This is a genomic window from Alphaproteobacteria bacterium, assembly GCA_018063245.1.
In the GTDB taxonomy this organism is placed as follows: Bacteria; Pseudomonadota; Alphaproteobacteria; order JAGPBS01; family JAGPBS01; genus JAGPBS01.
In genome coordinates this window covers 1-17220 of the sequence record JAGPBS010000047.1, presented here as the reverse complement: position 1 = coordinate 17220, position 17220 = coordinate 1, and the positions used below count along the sequence as shown (strand labels likewise).

General features: G+C 42.4%; 14 protein-coding genes. 6 read left to right on the top strand and 8 right to left on the bottom strand.

All coding sequences use genetic code 11. The annotated features are described in order from the left end of the window. The first annotated feature begins 128 nt into the window (after positions 1–128). Entirely contained in the window at positions 129–647 is a 519-nt protein-coding gene (locus KBF71_07190; GenBank protein ID MBP9878094.1) for a PEP-CTERM sorting domain-containing protein, read from the top strand. Between the two features lie 362 nt (positions 648–1009). On the opposite strand, the gene KBF71_07185 is transcribed toward KBF71_07190, so the two are convergent. The 7 genes from KBF71_07185 to KBF71_07155 form a co-directional block, all read right to left on the bottom strand. Then, on the bottom strand, positions 1010–2239 hold the full coding sequence (locus KBF71_07185; GenBank protein MBP9878093.1) for a cysteine desulfurase: 1230 nt from the start codon (positions 2237–2239) through the stop codon (positions 1010–1012). A gap of 12 nt (positions 2240–2251) precedes the next feature. Further along, a complete protein-coding gene (sufD, locus tag KBF71_07180) occupies positions 2252–3607 on the bottom strand; it encodes a Fe-S cluster assembly protein SufD (protein ID MBP9878092.1) in 1356 nt (451 codons plus the stop codon). Further along, positions 3597–4358, bottom strand: coding sequence for a Fe-S cluster assembly ATPase SufC (gene sufC / locus KBF71_07175; protein ID MBP9878091.1), 762 nt, complete (start codon positions 4356–4358; stop codon positions 3597–3599). The genes sufD and sufC overlap by 11 nt, the downstream gene beginning before the upstream one ends. Positions 4359–4372: 14 nt before the next feature. After that, positions 4373–5827, bottom strand: coding sequence for a Fe-S cluster assembly protein SufB (sufB, locus tag KBF71_07170; GenBank protein ID MBP9878090.1), 1455 nt, complete (start codon positions 5825–5827; stop codon positions 4373–4375). Continuing rightward, positions 5814–6248, bottom strand: coding sequence for an SUF system Fe-S cluster assembly regulator (locus KBF71_07165; GenBank protein MBP9878089.1), 435 nt, complete (start codon positions 6246–6248; stop codon positions 5814–5816). The genes sufB and KBF71_07165 overlap by 14 nt, the downstream gene beginning before the upstream one ends. A 108-nt stretch (positions 6249–6356) precedes the next feature. Continuing rightward, positions 6357–7556 carry a HipA domain-containing protein gene (locus KBF71_07160; GenBank protein MBP9878088.1) on the bottom strand — a complete coding sequence of 400 codons (1200 nt, stop codon included), beginning with the start codon at positions 7554–7556 and terminating at the stop codon, positions 6357–6359. After that, positions 7549–7845, bottom strand: a complete 297-nt coding sequence (locus KBF71_07155; protein MBP9878087.1) for a helix-turn-helix transcriptional regulator — start codon at positions 7843–7845, stop codon at positions 7549–7551. The genes KBF71_07160 and KBF71_07155 overlap by 8 nt, the downstream gene beginning before the upstream one ends. Before the next feature lie 151 nt (positions 7846–7996). Between KBF71_07155 and KBF71_07150 the strand changes: the two genes are divergently transcribed. The 5 genes from KBF71_07150 (at position 7997) to KBF71_07130 (ending at position 15091) form a co-directional block, all read left to right on the top strand. Beyond that, positions 7997–10417: a S9 family peptidase gene (locus KBF71_07150; GenBank protein MBP9878086.1), complete on the top strand. Its 2421-nt coding sequence runs from the start codon at positions 7997–7999 to the stop codon at positions 10415–10417. A gap of 389 nt (positions 10418–10806) precedes the next feature. After that, positions 10807–13725: a hypothetical protein gene (locus KBF71_07145; protein MBP9878085.1), complete on the top strand. Its 2919-nt coding sequence runs from the start codon at positions 10807–10809 to the stop codon at positions 13723–13725. Positions 13726–13734: 9 nt separating this feature from the next. Further along, positions 13735–13962 (top strand): DUF1653 domain-containing protein, encoded by a 228-nt coding sequence (locus KBF71_07140; protein ID MBP9878084.1) that lies wholly within the window; start codon positions 13735–13737, stop codon positions 13960–13962. 266 nt (positions 13963–14228) lie between these two features. Beyond that, the gene (locus tag KBF71_07135) at positions 14229–14651 is read left to right on the top strand and encodes a polyketide cyclase (GenBank protein MBP9878083.1); all 423 of its coding nucleotides are present in this window, start codon (positions 14229–14231) and stop codon (positions 14649–14651) included. After that, positions 14648–15091: a winged helix-turn-helix transcriptional regulator gene (locus tag KBF71_07130; protein MBP9878082.1), complete on the top strand. Its 444-nt coding sequence runs from the start codon at positions 14648–14650 to the stop codon at positions 15089–15091. The genes KBF71_07135 and KBF71_07130 overlap by 4 nt, the downstream gene beginning before the upstream one ends. Here the strand turns inward: KBF71_07130 and KBF71_07125 are convergent. After that, a complete protein-coding gene (locus KBF71_07125; protein MBP9878081.1) occupies positions 15088–16920 on the bottom strand; it encodes a sel1 repeat family protein in 1833 nt (610 codons plus the stop codon). The two genes, KBF71_07130 and KBF71_07125, sit on opposite strands and share 4 nt — an antisense overlap. Positions 16921–17220: the final 300 nt, after the last annotated feature.

The following is a 17220-nucleotide window of genomic DNA, read 5'->3' as shown; positions in this document are numbered from 1 at the left end:
CGCCTAACTTCTAAGCGGATTTCTTTGGTTGAATTTCTTAAATCTGGTTTCTTCATAAGCTCATAATATCAAGATTCCATAAAACATGCAACATTTTTTTCGACTACTTCATGTTGCCGGATTAATACGTGACTGTTGGTGATGCCTTTGAGCTTAGTTTTGTTGGCTCCGAGCCAATGTACAATATGGCATATCAGGAATATATAATCCTTGATATGACCAATGTGTTGAGTCTGATCGGGACGGCTTCAAATCTTGATTTGACTATTATGGTCGGTGAATTGGGTTCAGGCTGGCCTAATATCTTTGGGTCTATTGTTACGGCCTCAAATTCCTTGATACCTAGTGATTTGAATGACTTGGCTATTCAGGCTATTCCCTCAAATGTGGTTCATATAGATCTTAACGCAATTGGGTTGAATGCGGCTAATCCATATTTGATCCTTACGAAGGTTACCTTTGATTCAGTCCCTTCAGGGCCTTCTCCTGAGATGTATCTTAAATACCTGTCTTTGAGCTTTGATAATTGTGTGCTTGAAGATAATTGCTCAGGTGGTGGGGATGACGATGATGTTCCAGAGCCAGGTTTGATCGGACTCTTTGGTTTTTCATTAGCTGGTCTTGCGGCTCTCCGCTGGAGACGTTAATTATATGAGTCATGAAAAAGCTGAGCATTCCTGTGCTCAGCTTTTTTGCTGCCGGTGTGTTTCTATATTGTTTTAGTTAGGTCTTTTTAAGCTCTTTCAATGACTGGATAGAGTTTGGAAGAGGCGATAGTTTCAAAGAATGTTGTTATATATGTAGGCTGTTGGTGAGGTGAGAAAAAAGAACGTCATTGAGCAATAACTCTTCAACGTCACTCAGAGGGCTCTCGAAAGAGAGCCCGTGGAGTCTCTGGGGTGTAACGATTTAATGCATTTTTATTGTCGCTTAGGAGAGATTCCACGCCACCTCTTAAAGCGAGGTGGCTCTGAATGACGGAGGGTTATTGCTTACTCACTTAGGGCCATCACCCAAAAAACGCGACGGTATCTCTCACAGCTTTGATGAATTGGGCAATGTCTTCTTCATTACTGTAGAGTCCGAGTGAGGCGCGGGCTGTGGCGGGAACGCCGAGTTTTGTCATGAGAGGCTGGGCGCAATGATGCCCCGCTCTAATCGCAACGCCCTGTTGATCTAGGCATGTTCCTATGTCATGGGGATGAATCTCATCAAGCGCAAAGGAAATAAGGCCAGCGCGATCCTTCATGGAGCCAAAGATTTTCACCTTTGGGACAGTTTGCAATTGCGCCATTAAAAGCTGAAACATTGTATTTTCATGAGCGTGAATCGCCTCAAGGCCAATACCGGTAAGGTAATCAATCGCAGCGCCAAGGCCAATGGCTTCAAGAATGGGCGGTGTGCCTGCCTCAAAGCGCGTTGGTGGTTCTTTGAATGTTGTGCGCTCGAAGCTGACACGGTTGATCATATCACCACCTGTTTGATAAGGTGGCATTTGAGAGAGTAGATCGAACCTGCCCCAACAGACGCCAATACCCGTTGGTCCATAGAGCTTATGGCCGGTGAAAACGAAAAAGTCAGTATCCAAATCGCGCACATCAATTTTGAGATGAACAACAGACTGACTGCCGTCAATCAACACTTTGATATCTGGACAATGAGCGCGCGCTTTTTGAATCATTCCTTTAACATCCGGCAAGGTGCCAAGCGCATTTGACATTTGCGTCAGCGCCATGAATTTGACCTCAGGGGTGAGCAGAGATTCAAAGGTAGCCATGTCGAGTGAGCCATCGTCAGTGATAGGAATCACTTTGATGATAGAGCCGACTCTCTCGCAAACCATTTGCCAGGGCACAATATTGGCATGATGCTCGAGCTCTGAGAGCAGAATGACATCGCCCTTTTTGAGAAAAGCCTCAGCCCAGCTATAAGCAACAAGGTTGATGGCCTCTGTCGTGCCTTTCGTGAAGATGACTTCGCGTGCATTTTGAGCGCCGATGAAGGAGGCGACCTTCTGCCGTGCGCCCTCATAGGCATCGGTGGTTTTAACGGAGAATTCGTAGACACCGCGGTGAATATTGGCATAGTAATTTTCAGCGCAATTATTCATGGCATTCATGACAGCAAGAGGTTTTAGAGCGCTTCCTGCTGAATCAAAATAGCAGAGACGTTGCTGATTCATTTTTTGAGTCAGGATCGGGAAGTCAGCTCTGATTTTTGTGATAGGCAGTGATGTCATGTGCGGTACACCTTATTTTGTCATCTCTGCGACCTGTCGGCCGAAGCCTTGGCGCAGGGGGAAGGCGGGATTGACAAGAGGGGATAGTTGTTGAAGAGTCTGTTCAATATGTTTTGAAAAAGCTGCTCTGGTCTCGTCATGTGTGATTTCTTGAAGAGATTCTTCTAGAAAAGCGGTGATCAGCATTTTCTTGGCCTCTGATTCAGGAATGCCACGCGATTGCAAATAGAAGAGCGCATCATCATTGAGATAACCTGAAGTCGCCCCATGAGAGCATTTGACATCATCAGCATAAATTTCAAGTTCAGGTTTGCTGTTGATTTGCGCTGTTTCAGAGAGAAGAAGGGCGCGATTCAATTGATAGCCGTCTGTTTTTTGCGCAATCGAATCAACATAGATTTTGCCCTGGAAAACACCACGGGCAGAGCCTGCGATCACACCTTTATAGACTTGACGCGATTTAGTCTGCTCTGCCTGATGTTCAATGAAAGAGGTCACATCACTCAGCTGTGTATCATTTATAAGATAGGCACCGCTGATATGAACATCAGCCTTTTTTCCGCAAAGCAGAGCTTGTATTTCTTGACGTGCAAGGCTTGATCCAGTGGTGAGGATAAACTGCTGATAATGAGAGTCTTCTTGAAGGTCAGCTTTCATGTTTTCAATATGAAAGGCTTTGTTTGATTGGTTCTGAAGTTGATAATGTCTCAAGGTTGCTTTGGTTGAAACCTCAATACTAATTGCATAATTTGCAAAATAAAGAGCCCCAGGATCAAGTGATTCATGACGCTCAAGGATGGTCAGATCGCTATTCTCACCCAAAGTGACTTTGATTTGTGGATGATATTGCTGATCGCCTTTTGTGGTCAGACATACAATTTCAATCGGTTTTGAAACGGTCACCTCAGCTGGGACATTCAGATGAAATCCTGTTTGACAAAGGGCGCGATTGAGCCTGATGAAAGAGAGATCGCTCGGCTTGTAATGATCCATGTAAAAAGGAGAGATCATAAGATCTTTAGGATTAAGCTCTGAGCTCAAATCTCTGAGCGTGATGCCTTCAGCTGAAAGATTATCTGAAAGTGATGGCGCAAAAGCTCCATCAATCAAAACAAGACGATAGGCATTTGCAAGCAATGGCGCAGGCAGAGCCTCTTTTGTGAGCGGACTTACAGTTTCTTTTTGATCAAACGGAAGGTGAGCAATTAATGACTTTAGATTCGTTGTGCGCCATCTTTCACATTGCGGTGTGGGAAAGCCTGCGTCAGCAAAATGGGTAAAGTGCTGTAGTCTCTCATCAAAGAGATCATCAGTCTTTTGAAAAGAGCGGGTAAAGTAATCTTTGTAATGATCTATATTAAGCGGCATCGAACTGACCATACCCTTCTTTTTCAAGTTGAATCGCAAGATCTTTACCATCGCTTTTCACAATGCGTCCACCAGAAAAAACGTGAACATGATCTGGCTCAATATAATCCAGAAGACGTTGATAGTGAGTGATGATCAAGAATGAGCGATCGAGGCTCCGTAGGCGATTCACCCCTTCAGCCACAATTTTTAAGGCATCAATATCAAGGCCTGAATCTGTCTCATCGAGAATCGCGAGCTTTGATTCGAGTAGGCTGAGCTGCAGGATCTCATTCTTCTTTTTCTCACCGCCTGAAAAGCCAACATTAACGCCGCGTTTGAGCATATCATCGGACATGTTCAAGAATTCTCTTTTAGCGCGAATGAGCTTTAAAAACTCCATCGCATCCACTTCTTTTTCACCACGCATTTTCCGCTGGGCATTCAAAGCTGTTTTCAGAAAACTCATATTGCTGACGCCTGGGATTTCAACCGGATATTGAAAAGCCAAAAAGAGGCCTTTGCTGGCGCGTTCTTCTGGTTCAAGGTCGAGCAGATTCTCACCATCAAAGAGAACCTCGCCTTTTGTTGAAACATAGCCCTCACGACCAGAGAGAAAATAAGAGAGGGTGCTTTTCCCTGATCCGTTTGGGCCCATGATCGCATGAACTTCTCCAGGACGAATGGTGAGGTTGAGTCCTTTGATAATTTCTTTATTTTCTTCTTCAAGAAGAACATTTAAATTTTTGATTTCTAATAGATTCTGAGTCATGATTGGTTCCTTTATTATCCAACACTGCCTTCAAGGCTGATTTCAACTAATTTCTGCGCTTCAACAGCAAATTCCATCGGTAGGTTCTGCAAAACCTCTTTACAAAAGCCATTCACAATGAGAGAGACGGCTTGTTCTTGCGTGAGACCACGCTGCCTGCAATAGAAGAGCTGGTCTTCATTGATTTTTGAGGTGGTTGCTTCATGCTCCAATTGGGCTGTCATATTCTTACTTTCAATGTAAGGGACAGTGTGCGCACCGCATTGATTGCCGATCAGGAGACTGTCACATTGCGTGAAGTTTCTGGCCTTATGGGCTTTAGGTAAAACTTTTACAAGACCGCGGAATGTATTTTGGGATTTACCAACAGCGATTCCCTTTGAGACAACGCGTGATTTTGTGCCTTTGCCGATGTGGATCATCTTGGTGCCCGTGTCAGCCTGCTGGTAGTGATTGGTGATCGCAACAGAATAGAATTCTCCGCTTGAGTAATCACCTTGTAAAATACAGCTTGGATATTTCCAAGTGATGGCTGAGCCTGTTTCAACCTGAGTCCATGAGATCTTTGAGTGATCTCCCCGGCAAGCACCTCGTTTGGTCACAAAATTGTAGATTCCGCCCTTGCCATTTTCATCACCAGGATACCAGTTTTGAACTGTGGAATATTTGATTTCTGCATGATCAAGAGCAACAAGTTCAACCACAGCTGCATGGAGCTGATTCTCATCACGCATCGGGGCTGTACAGCCTTCGAGATAGCTGACATATGAGTTGTCATCAGCAATGATCAGTGTGCGCTCGAACTGTCCTGTATTCGCCGCATTGATTCTGAAATAGGTTGAAAGCTCCATAGGGCAGCGGACGCCTTTGGGAATATAAGCAAAGGATCCATCTGTGAAGACAGCTGAATTGAGAGCTGCGTAATAATTATCGCCTGAAGGCACAACAGAGCCTAAGTACTTTTTGACAAGCTCCGGATATTCTTGTACGGCTTCTGAAATAGGGCAAAAAAGAATACCTTCTTCTGCGAGCTTTGCTCTGAATGTCGTTGCAACAGAGACAGAATCGAACACGGCATCAACAGCCACGTTTGCGAGCATTTTCTGCTCACTGATCGGGATGCCAAGTTTTTCGTATGTTTTTAGGATCTCAGGGTCAACCTCATCAAGGCTGCCAAGCTTTTCTTTCATCTTTGGCGCGGAGTAATAATAGGCGTCTTGAAAGTCAATGGGCGGGTACGAGATCATCGCCCATTCAGGCTCAACCATGGTGAGCCAATGGCGATAGGCTTTTAGGCGAAAGTCCAAGAGCCAGTCTGGTTCATTCTTTTTGGCAGAGATAAAACGAATGACATCTTCATTCAGGCCCTTCGGCGCCTGTTCTGTTTCAACATCTGTCACAAAGCCATATTGGTACTTCTGTTCTTCAAGACGTTTGACTTTGGCTTTGGTTTGGTCAGTTGCAACCATGAAGGCCCCCTGTCTGATGTGCGGTGCACTTTTTAGTTGTTGTCATATCAGCGATTGTGACGCGTTGAAGCGATTCGATGATCTCATTATTCACTTTTTCCCAATTGCCTCTGACTTGACAAACATTTTGAATGAGGCAGCTGCTAGATGTATGATCAAGACATGAGGTGAGAGCCACAGGCCCTTCTACAGCAGTAATCACATCCTTCATGGTGATTTCATGAGGCGGCATGGCAAGGGCATACCCACCCAGCATCCCGCGTGAAGAAATTAGGATATTTCCTTTTACAAGAATTTTGGTGAGCTTAGCAATAGTGGTTTTACTGAGACCTGTTGTTTCCACCAGCGAGCTGACCTTTACCACATTGTCTTGACCGGTTCTTGCAATTTCTGATAGAATGACAACAGCGTAATCGGTCATCTTCCCTAGTTTTATCATTGCTTATGCATTTCTGTTATAATAAAGGACTATATTTGTCCTCATTTATGACATGCAGGATATCCTTTGTCAATGGAATTTTGAGAGGCTCTATAGTTGTATTTTTGAGATGTGTCTATCAATTTTTTCAATTGAGTCTTTTGAGAGGAGAAGGTGATTTTTTTCAAAGTGCCATAAATCTAGAAAATTGTGAACTGTCTCTTGAGCAACTCGCAGCACAAGGCCTTCTGTTAATTTTGCCTTTGCAGCGAAGTCTGAGAGCAAGGAGGTAGAGAGATCTGTCATTTTTTTTGTTTTTATGTAATTTAATGCCATTGTGTCATCATCAATAAAACAAATGGTTGACACAAAGTCATACCCGGGTGAAAGACGGGCGTTGATTTTATCAGGATAGAGCATGGACCAATTTTTAAGATGCATATCTGCATTTCCGATGAGTGTGCTAAACACAAGACGTCTGATGAATTCCGGAATGTCTTTGCCTTCTGTTTCAATATTGATGACTTCTGCAATATTTTTGTAATTTGCTTTTTTGTATTTTTCATCAGGATAAACATTAAATATTTGAGCAAAATCCTCCATGTGAACATCCCCATCGATCGAGCGATCAAATCTTTTGACAGCAAGAGCATTGCCGTTCATAATTTGCGTATTGGCGGGCATGTTTGATATGTCGTGCAAGGGTACTAATTGAACGTCAGGAATGTTCATTTCAAGTTTGGATGCTAACATCATTATTGACAATTCATTCTCAGGGACATTTTGAAAATGGTTTGAAGGCAGCTTAAGAATCCAAGACCCGCCGGTACCATTGGCTGGAATTGTGAGTTTTCCTTTTGGTGACATGAGAGCAGAGAATTTTAATTGCACACCCGCCAAAGAAAAGCGAAAAAAGTCAGATTCAGGTTCCCTGGACTCGGATTCTTTGGGTGACTCATTTTCCAAAGCCTTATCGCTGAGGCATTTAAGAGCGCCGGGTAGATCTTGCCCAAGAGCGGAGAGTAAGGAGAATTCACGTTTAGGATTAATTCCAGCTTTTTGTGCTAGGTAATCTCTCATGTGTCCTTCTGGGAGTAGGTTGCTAAAAAAGGGGCTCAGCGAGGTTTGTGTTGGTCTGATATCAGTGATTAATTCTCCTATCTTGTTTTTATAGGATAGGCTTAAGGTATTACGCTTTTTGTTGTTGATATAGTCTTCGGTGAATGAGAAGATGCTTTGTTCATTCCCAAAGAGGGTGATCGTGCCAATATGGAGACCATGTAAAAAGACATTGAGATGTTTTTCACTCATCGTCTGAATCCTCATTTAACTGATAAAGAGGTGTTTGATCAGTTGTTGTGCCGCGGATAAGGCTGCTTATCATTTGTTCATGCTTTTTGGGAATGATGATGAGCTCTAATCCAAGAAGTCTTGTAAGCTCAATAATAAGAGAAAGAGAGGGGTTTCCCTTCCCATTTTCAATTTTAGAAAGATGGCTCTGAGGAATTCTCAATTCATTTGCCAATTCACGTTGACTGATCTTTTTGGTTAATCGTTCCTTTTTCAGGATATCTGTTATGTAGTTTGTTGATTTAGACATTTTGATATACTATAGCATATATTTTTGATTGTGTATATGTTAAAGTATATGAAATGGCATGACGAATGTCAAGGAGATTTTCAATTGCTTGCATTGTTGAAATAGTCGATTTAGTATATCACAAATATTAATTTAGTAAAAGGAACATAAAATGGCTCATATTCATCCAGATGTAAAAATATCCCCTGAAATAGAAGTGATCTCTCCGGTTAGAGGCTCTGTAGAAAAGGCAATTGAGGCAGCAGTCGTTTCTCCTGTTGCAAGGCAGGTAGCTGAGCTTGTGCAGCTCTCAGAGGTTCCTCTGTTAGAGAGATCAAAGTCTGTTGATGTTCCTATTGATCCAAAAAGCCTAGATGCGCCGTCAGCCCTGGCCGGAAAGAGCCCTGAAGAAATCAAAGCAATCATGAATGCCAAAGGTATTTTGAGCCGTGGTGATTTTGATAAGGTAGGTTTGTATCGTAAAGCAGTTTCCCTTTGTGATAGCGGTAAAATGTATGCTGTTTATGATTATAAAGAGGCAGTGATAAGTTTTTATAAGACGGATACGAAGGCGTTTGTAAACAAAGTTTCTCTCACACTACAAGATGGTTTTTACATTGAAGATTTGGTTGATTTGAGCCATGAGCATAATCATCCATTAAAGGATAATTATCTTTTGATGCAAGCACAGAAAAAAAACAGAATGTACTGGTCAGAGATTGATCAGAGGTATGATCAAAATATGTATAGTTTTTTTATCTATAATCTCAAAGATAAGACAATAAGAGATCTGACGCCGACTGTTGTATTGCAAGAGGTCCAAAAAAGCATTGCGGTGCATAAAGAGTCAATAACGAATTGTTATATTCTATGCAGTGTTCCAGACTATTTAGATCAGAGTTCTCAAGAGAGGAGAAACACTTTTGTTTTTACGATGCTGCTTCAGCTTTCTAATAAATTTTCTGGAGATATCTTGGAGCAAAAAACATTTGTGTGCTCATACAATTTAGAGACTCAGACATCTGAGATAATTCACACGCTCCCATTTTTTGCCCTTCATATTGCGTTGACGAAGGACGATCAGATTGAATTCTATCTGAAAACAACATATGAAGAAGTTGATTATGATCAGGCTGCTGTTATGATTGAAGCTTGTGAGGTGCGAGAGGGGCATCCTGAGGTGATCTGGAGAGGTTTAGAATTAGATATTGATTCTATGACATACAATAAGGATGATCCGAATTCTCCATATTTGGTAGAGGCTGATTTGAATGGAGATAAAAATGAGCCTGTTTTACGATCTCTCCGATCAAATCAGACCATCTCTTTGTTATCTGAATTAGAGAAACAGAAGCTTAAATCTAATATAAAAGAGTTTGAGTTTAATCCAAAGGATCCAAAAGAGTTAGTGATGTATGAAACATCGTATGATGAACCGACGCTTCATGTGCGCTTGCCTAATGAGTCGTTTGAGGCGATTAAAGCCTCGATGATTTATGAATCACTTCTTTTCAAGGATCCTGATTTTCTAACACACTTGGTTCAAAAATTAGATATTAAAGAGCCATACATAGCTGATTTCAGCACGAGAATGCTTCATCAGTTTTTTCTATTATTGCCAGCAACAGAATCCTCACCGGTTAAATTTGAGCTTATCTATAGCAAACATGTGTTGGAAGATTTAGAGCCTGAGATTCGTGCGAAGTGTTCAGCACCGCAATCTTTTACTTTTAAAGCCAGAGATGGCTTAGAGCTTCAAGGCTATTTAACTTTGCCAGCCAATAAGGAAGCAAAGAATTTACCGGCCCTTTTATTGATTCATGGAGGGCCAGCCAAGAGAGATAAGCTCCTCATTTACAATGAACAACAAGCTTGGGCGTCACGTGGCTTTGCTGTTGTGCAAATCAATTTCAGAGGCTCAAATGGTTTTGGGAAGAAATTTGAAGAGGCTGGGTATGATGACAGGAATGGTAAGATGACTGATGATCTGATCGATGGTTTGAATCATTGGATTCAAGAAGGGGTCATAGATCCTGCAAAGATTGTTGCTTATGGGGGAAGTTACGGTGCTTTTGCGGTTACATCATGTCTGACACGCTATCCTGATTTTTTTACCTGTGGCATTGCAGTGAATGGTTCGTATGATTTAACCCAAGAGGTTAATGCTCTCGAGAGTGAAAAAGAGCGTGTGCATTACGCTAAACGATACGATGTTTCGATTGCAGATGATAATTCTGTTAGTGAGCATGATCTAGAAAAGCTTCGTCAAAGTTCGCCCCATTATGCTCTTGATCAATTGACGAAGCCACTGCTCATTATATCTGGTGCTGCAGATGATACATGTGATCCAGAGCAATCGCATGCCTTAGCAGAAAGGGCCCATGAGCTTGGCAAATCTGTGCTGCATGTGGAGTTTGATGATGCAGGACATAGTTATGATTCCGTGAAGTCAGATGCGGGGCAATTGAGTGCACTTGAATTTGGTCTGTGTGAAAACTTTGTGAGCCGCTATTTACCTGAGATTTTTGCAGAGCCTGTTTCAGCGGATTTTGCAAAAGAAAAGACAGCCCATATTATTAGGTCAACGCTTTAGTACAAAACGTCATTGCTGTAAAGGTCACGTAATTCGCTGATGAAAAGTTAAAAATACCGTCACTCAGAGGGCTCCTGCAGGAGCCCGTGGAGTCTCTGCAGTCTCTCAGCAAAAATTGCGCTCAATTGTTAATTAGATGAGATTCCACGCCACCTCTTAAGGAGGTGGCTCTGAATGACGGCTATCTCCTAAAAATCATAGTTAATGACGGTATTTACAGATTGCGCTTCAATCTTTTCATCAACAAATTACGTGACCTTTTCAGCAATGACGCTGAGTATCTGTATTTTACAGATTGCTATTAGGTTTTTGTTTTGCCTTTACATTCGGGATTGAATTTTGTAGCTTTAAACAAAGACTTTATCACTCATTCAGCACAAAGATATAAGATGAAAAAACTCACCAAGACTGAAGCAGGGCAGGTTCTCTCCGCTTGGACTGCGCTTGAAGTGCTTTCGCCGCAGGCCTTTGTTAAGCCTGAAGATTTGGCGGGTGGGCAATCGCATCTCTATGCGTCGCTTGATGAGGATCAGCTTCCCTGGCAAAACCTTCAGAAAAATAATTTTCCGAACGCAAAGCTTTATTATCAGATTATCCTTGGCTCGATTGATTTGCAAAAGGCAACAAGTGCGCTGATTCAGACATATCAGGATGCTGCCCAAGAGCTTCCGATCGTTTCAGGAAAAGCAATTTTAGGCCTTATCATTGTGGATGAAAGAGGCTGTTTGATCAGAGATGACACGGCTCTCACAGCATCCAGTTTTGCTTGGGGGTTGCCACAAGCATTGGATGGGCAATTGAAAAAGCTCTACAATTGGCCGAGTGTTTCGCAAAAAACAAGCGATGCCTTTGATGCTGAGTTTAAAAAGAAAGATGCCGATGGAGGCTATGCGCCGGTCACAAGAGAGCTCTTGTCTGAAGCCTTAGCCTTTTTGGTTGATCGGTTTGCAATTCCCAAAGAGATGGTGATTGAAGAGACCTTTGCGATTCGCTCTTATGAATCGCTCAAGAGAGAAACAAGTCCGAGTCCTTTGCTTTTGAATAGTTTTTATATGGATGATTTGGCTGAAGCGCGTGATTATATAGAGTCAGGGGATGCACCGCATAATTTGCTGCAATATCTTGGGATGAAACCGCCAGCTGAAAGGCATCACGTTCTTGAAAATAAAGCGATGCTTGAAGAGATGGTGGCTCCCTCAAGAATTTCACCAGCCCGTTGGCCTGCCTTTGGTGAGAATCCATTGTTTTTTCTGCAACAAGCTGCCGTGAATCTGACTCTTTCAGAATTAAAAGAAGAAGGTATCTTGGCAATCAATGGTCCTCCCGGGACAGGAAAAACAACATTGCTGCGCGATATTGTGGCCTCTCTTGTCTGTGAAAAGGCAAAGGCCATGGCGAAGTTTGACGATCCCTCAAAGGCGTTCAAGTATACAGATCATCGCATTAAGGCCGGTAATGCATGGCTTTATCTTTATGAGCTTGATGAATCACTCAAAGGATTTGAGATTTTGATTGCCTCATCAAATAACAAGGCTGTTGAAAATATTAGTGCTGAATTGCCAAGTGTGACGGCAATCTCGGAGAAGGCAAAAGAGGTCAATTACTTCAGTGCTTTGTCAGATGGATTGCTTGGTTGTGAGACTTGGGGGTTGATTTCAGCTGTTCTGGGAAATGCATCGAACAGGAACAAGTTCCGTCAGAAATTCTGGTGGGATGGAGATGTGGGCTTTGCAAGCTATCTTGCTCAGGCTTGTGGTGTGCCGCAAATTTATGAGGTGAGAGATCAATACTCAGGCCAGATTGTTGAATCTAGAACCCCGCGCATTGTGGCCGAGAATGATCCACCAGAAAATCAGCATGAGGCTTTAGAGAGATGGGAGCGCGCACGTACTCGTTTTGAAGCTGTTCTGAAAAAATGTACAGATAGTCTTGCTGAGCTTGAAAAAATGAGGCTCCTTGTGAAAGAAGGTAAGGGTGCTAAAACCCAGCTCACAAAGCTTCGCCAGACATTGGGTACCCACTTTGTGGATGAGGCCCTTTTTTCAAAATCGCATCAGGAGATGAATCTGGTATCGCCCTGGTGTAATACTGAGATGCAAGCGCTTCGAGATGATGTGTTCTTTGAATCTATCCGTTTGACAAAAGCATTTATCGATGCAGCAGCAAAGCCTTTAAGGCATAATTTGGGAATCCTGATGCAGCATTTCGGCAAGCAGGTGATTGCGCCAGATTCACAGGTCTTAGAGCGCATGCCCGATTTATGGTCAACATTCTTTCTGGTTGTGCCCAGCATTTCAACGACATTTGCTTCTGCAAGTCGTATGCTCACGCATTTGCCTGCAAGTTCTTTGGGGTGGCTTTTGGTTGATGAGGCTGGCCAAGCCTTGCCACAAGCAGCTGTGGGTGCAATGATGAAAACAAAAAGAGCGCTCGTTACAGGCGATCCGCTCCAGATTGAGCCAGTTGTAACTTTGCCGCAAAGTCTGACGGAAAAAATCTGCGCGCAATTTAAGGTACATGTGGATCGATTCAATGCACCGCGAGCATCAGTTCAGACACTTGCAGATGATGCAAGTTCATATTTCAGTGAGTTTCATGGTAAATATGGAACGCGAACGGTTGGTTTTCCGCTTTTGGTTCACCGCCGTTGTGCGGAACCTATGTTTAGCATTGCGAATATCATTGCTTATGAACGGTTGATGGTCCAACAGAAAACAGCAGAGAGCTCACCAATTCGCGATTGTTTGGGGCCATCTGTTTGGTTTCATACAGAGACATTGCTTGAGCCAAAAGATAAATGGTCCTCAGATGAAGGAGAGCGAGTTTTGTCTTTGCTTCAGAGGCTTAAGGAAGCAGGAATTCAGCCCAATCTCTATATTTTAACGCCATTTAACATTGTAGCAAAAAATTTGCGGCGAATTGTGAGAGCTTCAGGCATCCTAGAAGGATGGATTGAGATGGAGTCCTATCGCTGGATTTCAGAGCGCATCGGCACTGTTCACACAGCGCAAGGGCGTGAAGCTGAAGCGGTGATTTTGGTTCTGGGTGCCCCGTTTTTTAAACAAAAGGGGGCTCGAAAATGGGCTGGCATGACGCCCAATCTATTGAATGTGGCAATCACCAGAGCACAAGAAGTTTTCTATGTGATTGGTAATAAAGATTTGTGGCGAAAAGCTGGTGTGTTTCAAGAATTGCATGATCGCATTCCGCATGACCTTTCTGGTGTGCAGAGGAATGAAGCAGGGAGACTAGAGGCTGCAAGAATGATTATGGAAAGACGCAGCTCGGGGAAAAGAGCAATTGTATAAGGAGAGAAGATGAGTCTAAAGACAGGTGTTTACCAGCATTACAAGGGTCAATATTATGAAGTGCTCGGCATTGCAATGCATACAGAGACACAGGAAGACGTTGTCGTCTATCGTTCATTGTACGGAGCCTTTGAACTGTGGGTTCGGCCATTGACTATGTTTACAGAGATGATTGTGTATGAAGGCAAGGAAATGCCAAGATTCGCGTTTGTTTCTAGAGATGCTGCAGGTGTTTAGAGATCGTAGCATTATAGGCTTAATCACAATGCGAACAGGCCCACAGGTCTGAAATCTAATAGCTTTGTCATTCTGAACTCCCCCTCATGTCACCCTGAACTTGTTTCAGGGTCTGGAGATGCTGAAATAAATTCAGCATGACTTCTTTATTGTTAAGTTGTTCTGATCTCGTATTTGTGCAGGAGGTGCTTGCACAAATAATTATTCTCTTGACTCCATATAGTAAACTCATATATAATAAACTTGCATACGAAATGGGGTGTTTTATGTGGACGAGAACTTACAGTAAGACTTATCAGGGAATCAAAAGGGATAGCATTTGGCGTCTATGGACTGATGTGAATAATTGGCCAGCATGGCATGGGGATTTGGATTCATGTACTCTGAATGGTGCATTTGAGGTTGGGAATTATTTCATGCTTAAACCCCAAGGGATGAGAGCAGTCAAGATTGATTTGATTGAGATCAATCAGGGTAAAAGTTTTACAGATTGTACAAATTTCTTTGGTGCTAAAATGATTGATACGCATGAACTTGAAGAAACAAAAGAAGGTTTAAAATTAACAAACAAATTGGTTGTCACTGGGCCCCTAAAGTGGCTTTGGATTAAGTTAGTTGCTCAGCATGTTGCAGATTCTGTTCCGGATGAAATGGAGGCTTTGGTCTCCTTAGCGAAAGGTTCCTCATGAAAGATCTCCCTTTTGGTTTCGAGCGTCCTGAGGATAGTCCGGGTTTTTTGCTATGGCAGACAACGATGATCTGGCAAAGACAGATTAAAAAAGCTCTGGAACCTTATGGTATTTCTCATGCTCAATTTGTGATTCTGGCTTGTTTGATGTGGTTTGAAGCTCATGGTCATGAAACAACACAGGCCTTGGTTTCGGCAGTCACGCAGCTTGATAAGATGACTGTCTCGAAGTCTCTGAAATATCTGACCCTTCATGGACATGTATGCCGCGCCCAGCACAAAAGTGATACAAGAGCCAAAAGCGTGACTTTGACAGAGCAAGGGAAAATCCTGATGCGGATTTTGGTGCGCCTTGTTGAAGGGATTGATAGCAGGTTTTTCGGCCAGACGGATCAATCTGATCAGGAGCAGTTGATCCGGATTTTGCGGGAGCTTATTTAATCCAGGCGCTCTTCTTCAAGCCATAGACTTGCGAGCTTCAGCTTTTCTGTGGCCTTTGGGTGGCCTTGGTCAAGTGCTTTTTTGTAATAGGCCAGGGCTTTGGTTCTATCCTTTGGGATTTCAATAGATCCTTTCTGATACAATTTTCCAAGCTCGTAAGAAGACTGATTAAATCCATGTTCTGAAGATCGTATTAAGAGACTAAGCCCGCGTGCGATGCGGTCTTTGACAGAGAGATAGGGATTGATGCCGTGATTGTATAAATACATAAAGCCCAGAAAATTTTCTGCTTCCATATGATTTTGGAGTGCCGCAGCAGTGAAATAGTCAAAGGCTTTTTTATATAGAGGGCCAACGATGTTTCCAAAATAGATATGCCCTGCCATATATTGGCCATGGGCATCTCCTTTTAAGGCTAATCTCTCAAAATAGAATAGGGCTTTATGCTGATTCACTTGAACACCAAACTCACCATTGTAATAAAGGTCACCTAATGTTCGGTGGCATTCAACATTGTCTCTGTCAGAGCCTAATGCAAAATGCCAAAGGGCTTCTGATAGATTGAGTTCTGATAAATAAATTTTGCCTAAGGCCAGAGAAGCTTCATTTATGTTTTGATCTTCAGCCAGTTGGTAGAAATAGATAGCTCCCTTGATGTCAGGAGTTCCTTTGACGCCTTTCTGAAAGATCCGTCCTAAGGTCATTTGAGCTGTTGGGTCATTTCGTGTTTCTGCTTGTAGCGTTATCCAATGAATGGCATCTCGTTGTCCCATTTCAGCGGCTGATATTATATGAGTATATCCAGCAGCGTGGTCAGGCAGTGTTCCCTCGCCACGCATATACATAATGCCGAGTCTATATTGTGCGCCTAGATGATTGCTGTTTGTTAAGCTGTGATACAGGTCAAAAGCTTTTTGTAAATTTTGATGAGGAGTGCCAGGTTCAGCATATTTACCAGCTAGCATAAATAGAAAGTCATTCAGATGCAAACGTAAAGATCCAACCAGGGGCAGTGCCTCGAAAGTTGCAATAATCTGCTCTATCTCACCTATTTCTCTCACTGCAATATCCGAGGATAGTCTTGCTATAAGGCGCGTCTCAGCTTTAATTAATGCTAAGGCTTTTTCCTTTGAGATGTTTTCAGGCGGGATGGTTTCAAGAAGTCTGTAAAGATATCGAATGCTATCAAGATACTTAAGTGTATGAAATGAATCATGGTCAAGTTTTTCTGCAATTGTTAGAGTAATGTCAAAATAAAGTAGCTGTATGAGTTCATTCAGGCTATTGGCATATGGAGTCAGTTTTTGTAAAGTGCGAATGAGCTGAGCGATTTGGACTATTGGATTGTTTAGATATTCCTTTTCAGGATACCATGATTCGAGAAGTATATTGACATGCTGTTGGCTGACTTTGACTGTGCCTTCGATGATGTCTGGCGCATCAGGTTCTATTTTATAAATAGCGATAACACATTTCAAGAGTATTTCTAATTCATCGTGATCTAATGAGGCTTTTGTAAAGAGCTGTTGTACAAATTGTTTAAAGAGGGCCAGTAACTCGGGGCTCAATTGATTTTCTGCCCCGGTCTGTTTTGCATTTTGGAGAAAGTTATAGATTTTGTTCATATTGATAGCAGTTTTTTTTGCTGTGTGGCCGGCTTCTTTTGATTGTTCAGCCTGCCTTGTATCCAACGTTTGTTCAGGCGTTGGTTCTGCAGAGCCATTAACTCTCGGGATGTTTAAGTGGATCAGGTTTTGATTTTGAGAAGGATTTAGGTTTTGGCCAAGAGAGTAATACTGTGAGCTAATATTTATGTTAGAATTGAACATTATTCTTCCTTTTCATATAATTTAAATCAATATGTTTTATAAAGTCGCTATACTCTACTATAATTTTTAGGTAATATCAATGTAGATTTAAGAAAGTGTATATTTTAGAGGCCATGAGTGTTACCTATGTTCCCGCACATTCGTTACCTATGTCTCCGGTCTGTACACCTTCGCGGGAATGCTTCTATGAGAAATGTCAAATATATATTTTCATTTTTGATTGTTTTATAGCTTAAGGGAAAAATAAGTAAAGGTTTCCTTCCTCCGTCGGCTTCGACCTTGACTGATTTTTCCCTTAAG

What these genes read in the sequence shown, in the direction of transcription:
- KBF71_07185 (MBP9878093.1), bottom strand. Translation starts at nt 2,239, where the DNA reads ATGACATCACTGCCTATCACAAAAATCAGAGCTGACTTCCCGATCCTG.
- sufD (MBP9878092.1), bottom strand. Translation starts at nt 3,607, where the DNA reads ATGCCGCTTAATATAGATCATTACAAAGATTACTTTACCCGCTCTTTT.
- sufC (MBP9878091.1), bottom strand. Translation starts at nt 4,358, where the DNA reads ATGACTCAGAATCTATTAGAAATCAAAAATTTAAATGTTCTTCTTGAA.
- sufB (MBP9878090.1), bottom strand. Translation starts at nt 5,827, where the DNA reads ATGGTTGCAACTGACCAAACCAAAGCCAAAGTCAAACGTCTTGAAGAA.
- KBF71_07165 (MBP9878089.1), bottom strand. Translation starts at nt 6,248, where the DNA reads ATGACCGATTACGCTGTTGTCATTCTATCAGAAATTGCAAGAACCGGT.
- KBF71_07160 (MBP9878088.1), bottom strand. Translation starts at nt 7,556, where the DNA reads ATGAGTGAAAAACATCTCAATGTCTTTTTACATGGTCTCCATATTGGC.
- KBF71_07155 (MBP9878087.1), bottom strand. Translation starts at nt 7,845, where the DNA reads ATGTCTAAATCAACAAACTACATAACAGATATCCTGAAAAAGGAACGA.
- KBF71_07150 (MBP9878086.1), top strand. Translation starts at nt 7,997, where the DNA reads ATGGCTCATATTCATCCAGATGTAAAAATATCCCCTGAAATAGAAGTG.
- KBF71_07145 (MBP9878085.1), top strand. Translation starts at nt 10,807, where the DNA reads ATGAAAAAACTCACCAAGACTGAAGCAGGGCAGGTTCTCTCCGCTTGG.
- KBF71_07140 (MBP9878084.1), top strand. Translation starts at nt 13,735, where the DNA reads ATGAGTCTAAAGACAGGTGTTTACCAGCATTACAAGGGTCAATATTAT.
- KBF71_07135 (MBP9878083.1), top strand. Translation starts at nt 14,229, where the DNA reads ATGTGGACGAGAACTTACAGTAAGACTTATCAGGGAATCAAAAGGGAT.
- KBF71_07130 (MBP9878082.1), top strand. Translation starts at nt 14,648, where the DNA reads ATGAAAGATCTCCCTTTTGGTTTCGAGCGTCCTGAGGATAGTCCGGGT.
- KBF71_07125 (MBP9878081.1), bottom strand. Translation starts at nt 16,920, where the DNA reads ATGTTCAATTCTAACATAAATATTAGCTCACAGTATTACTCTCTTGGC.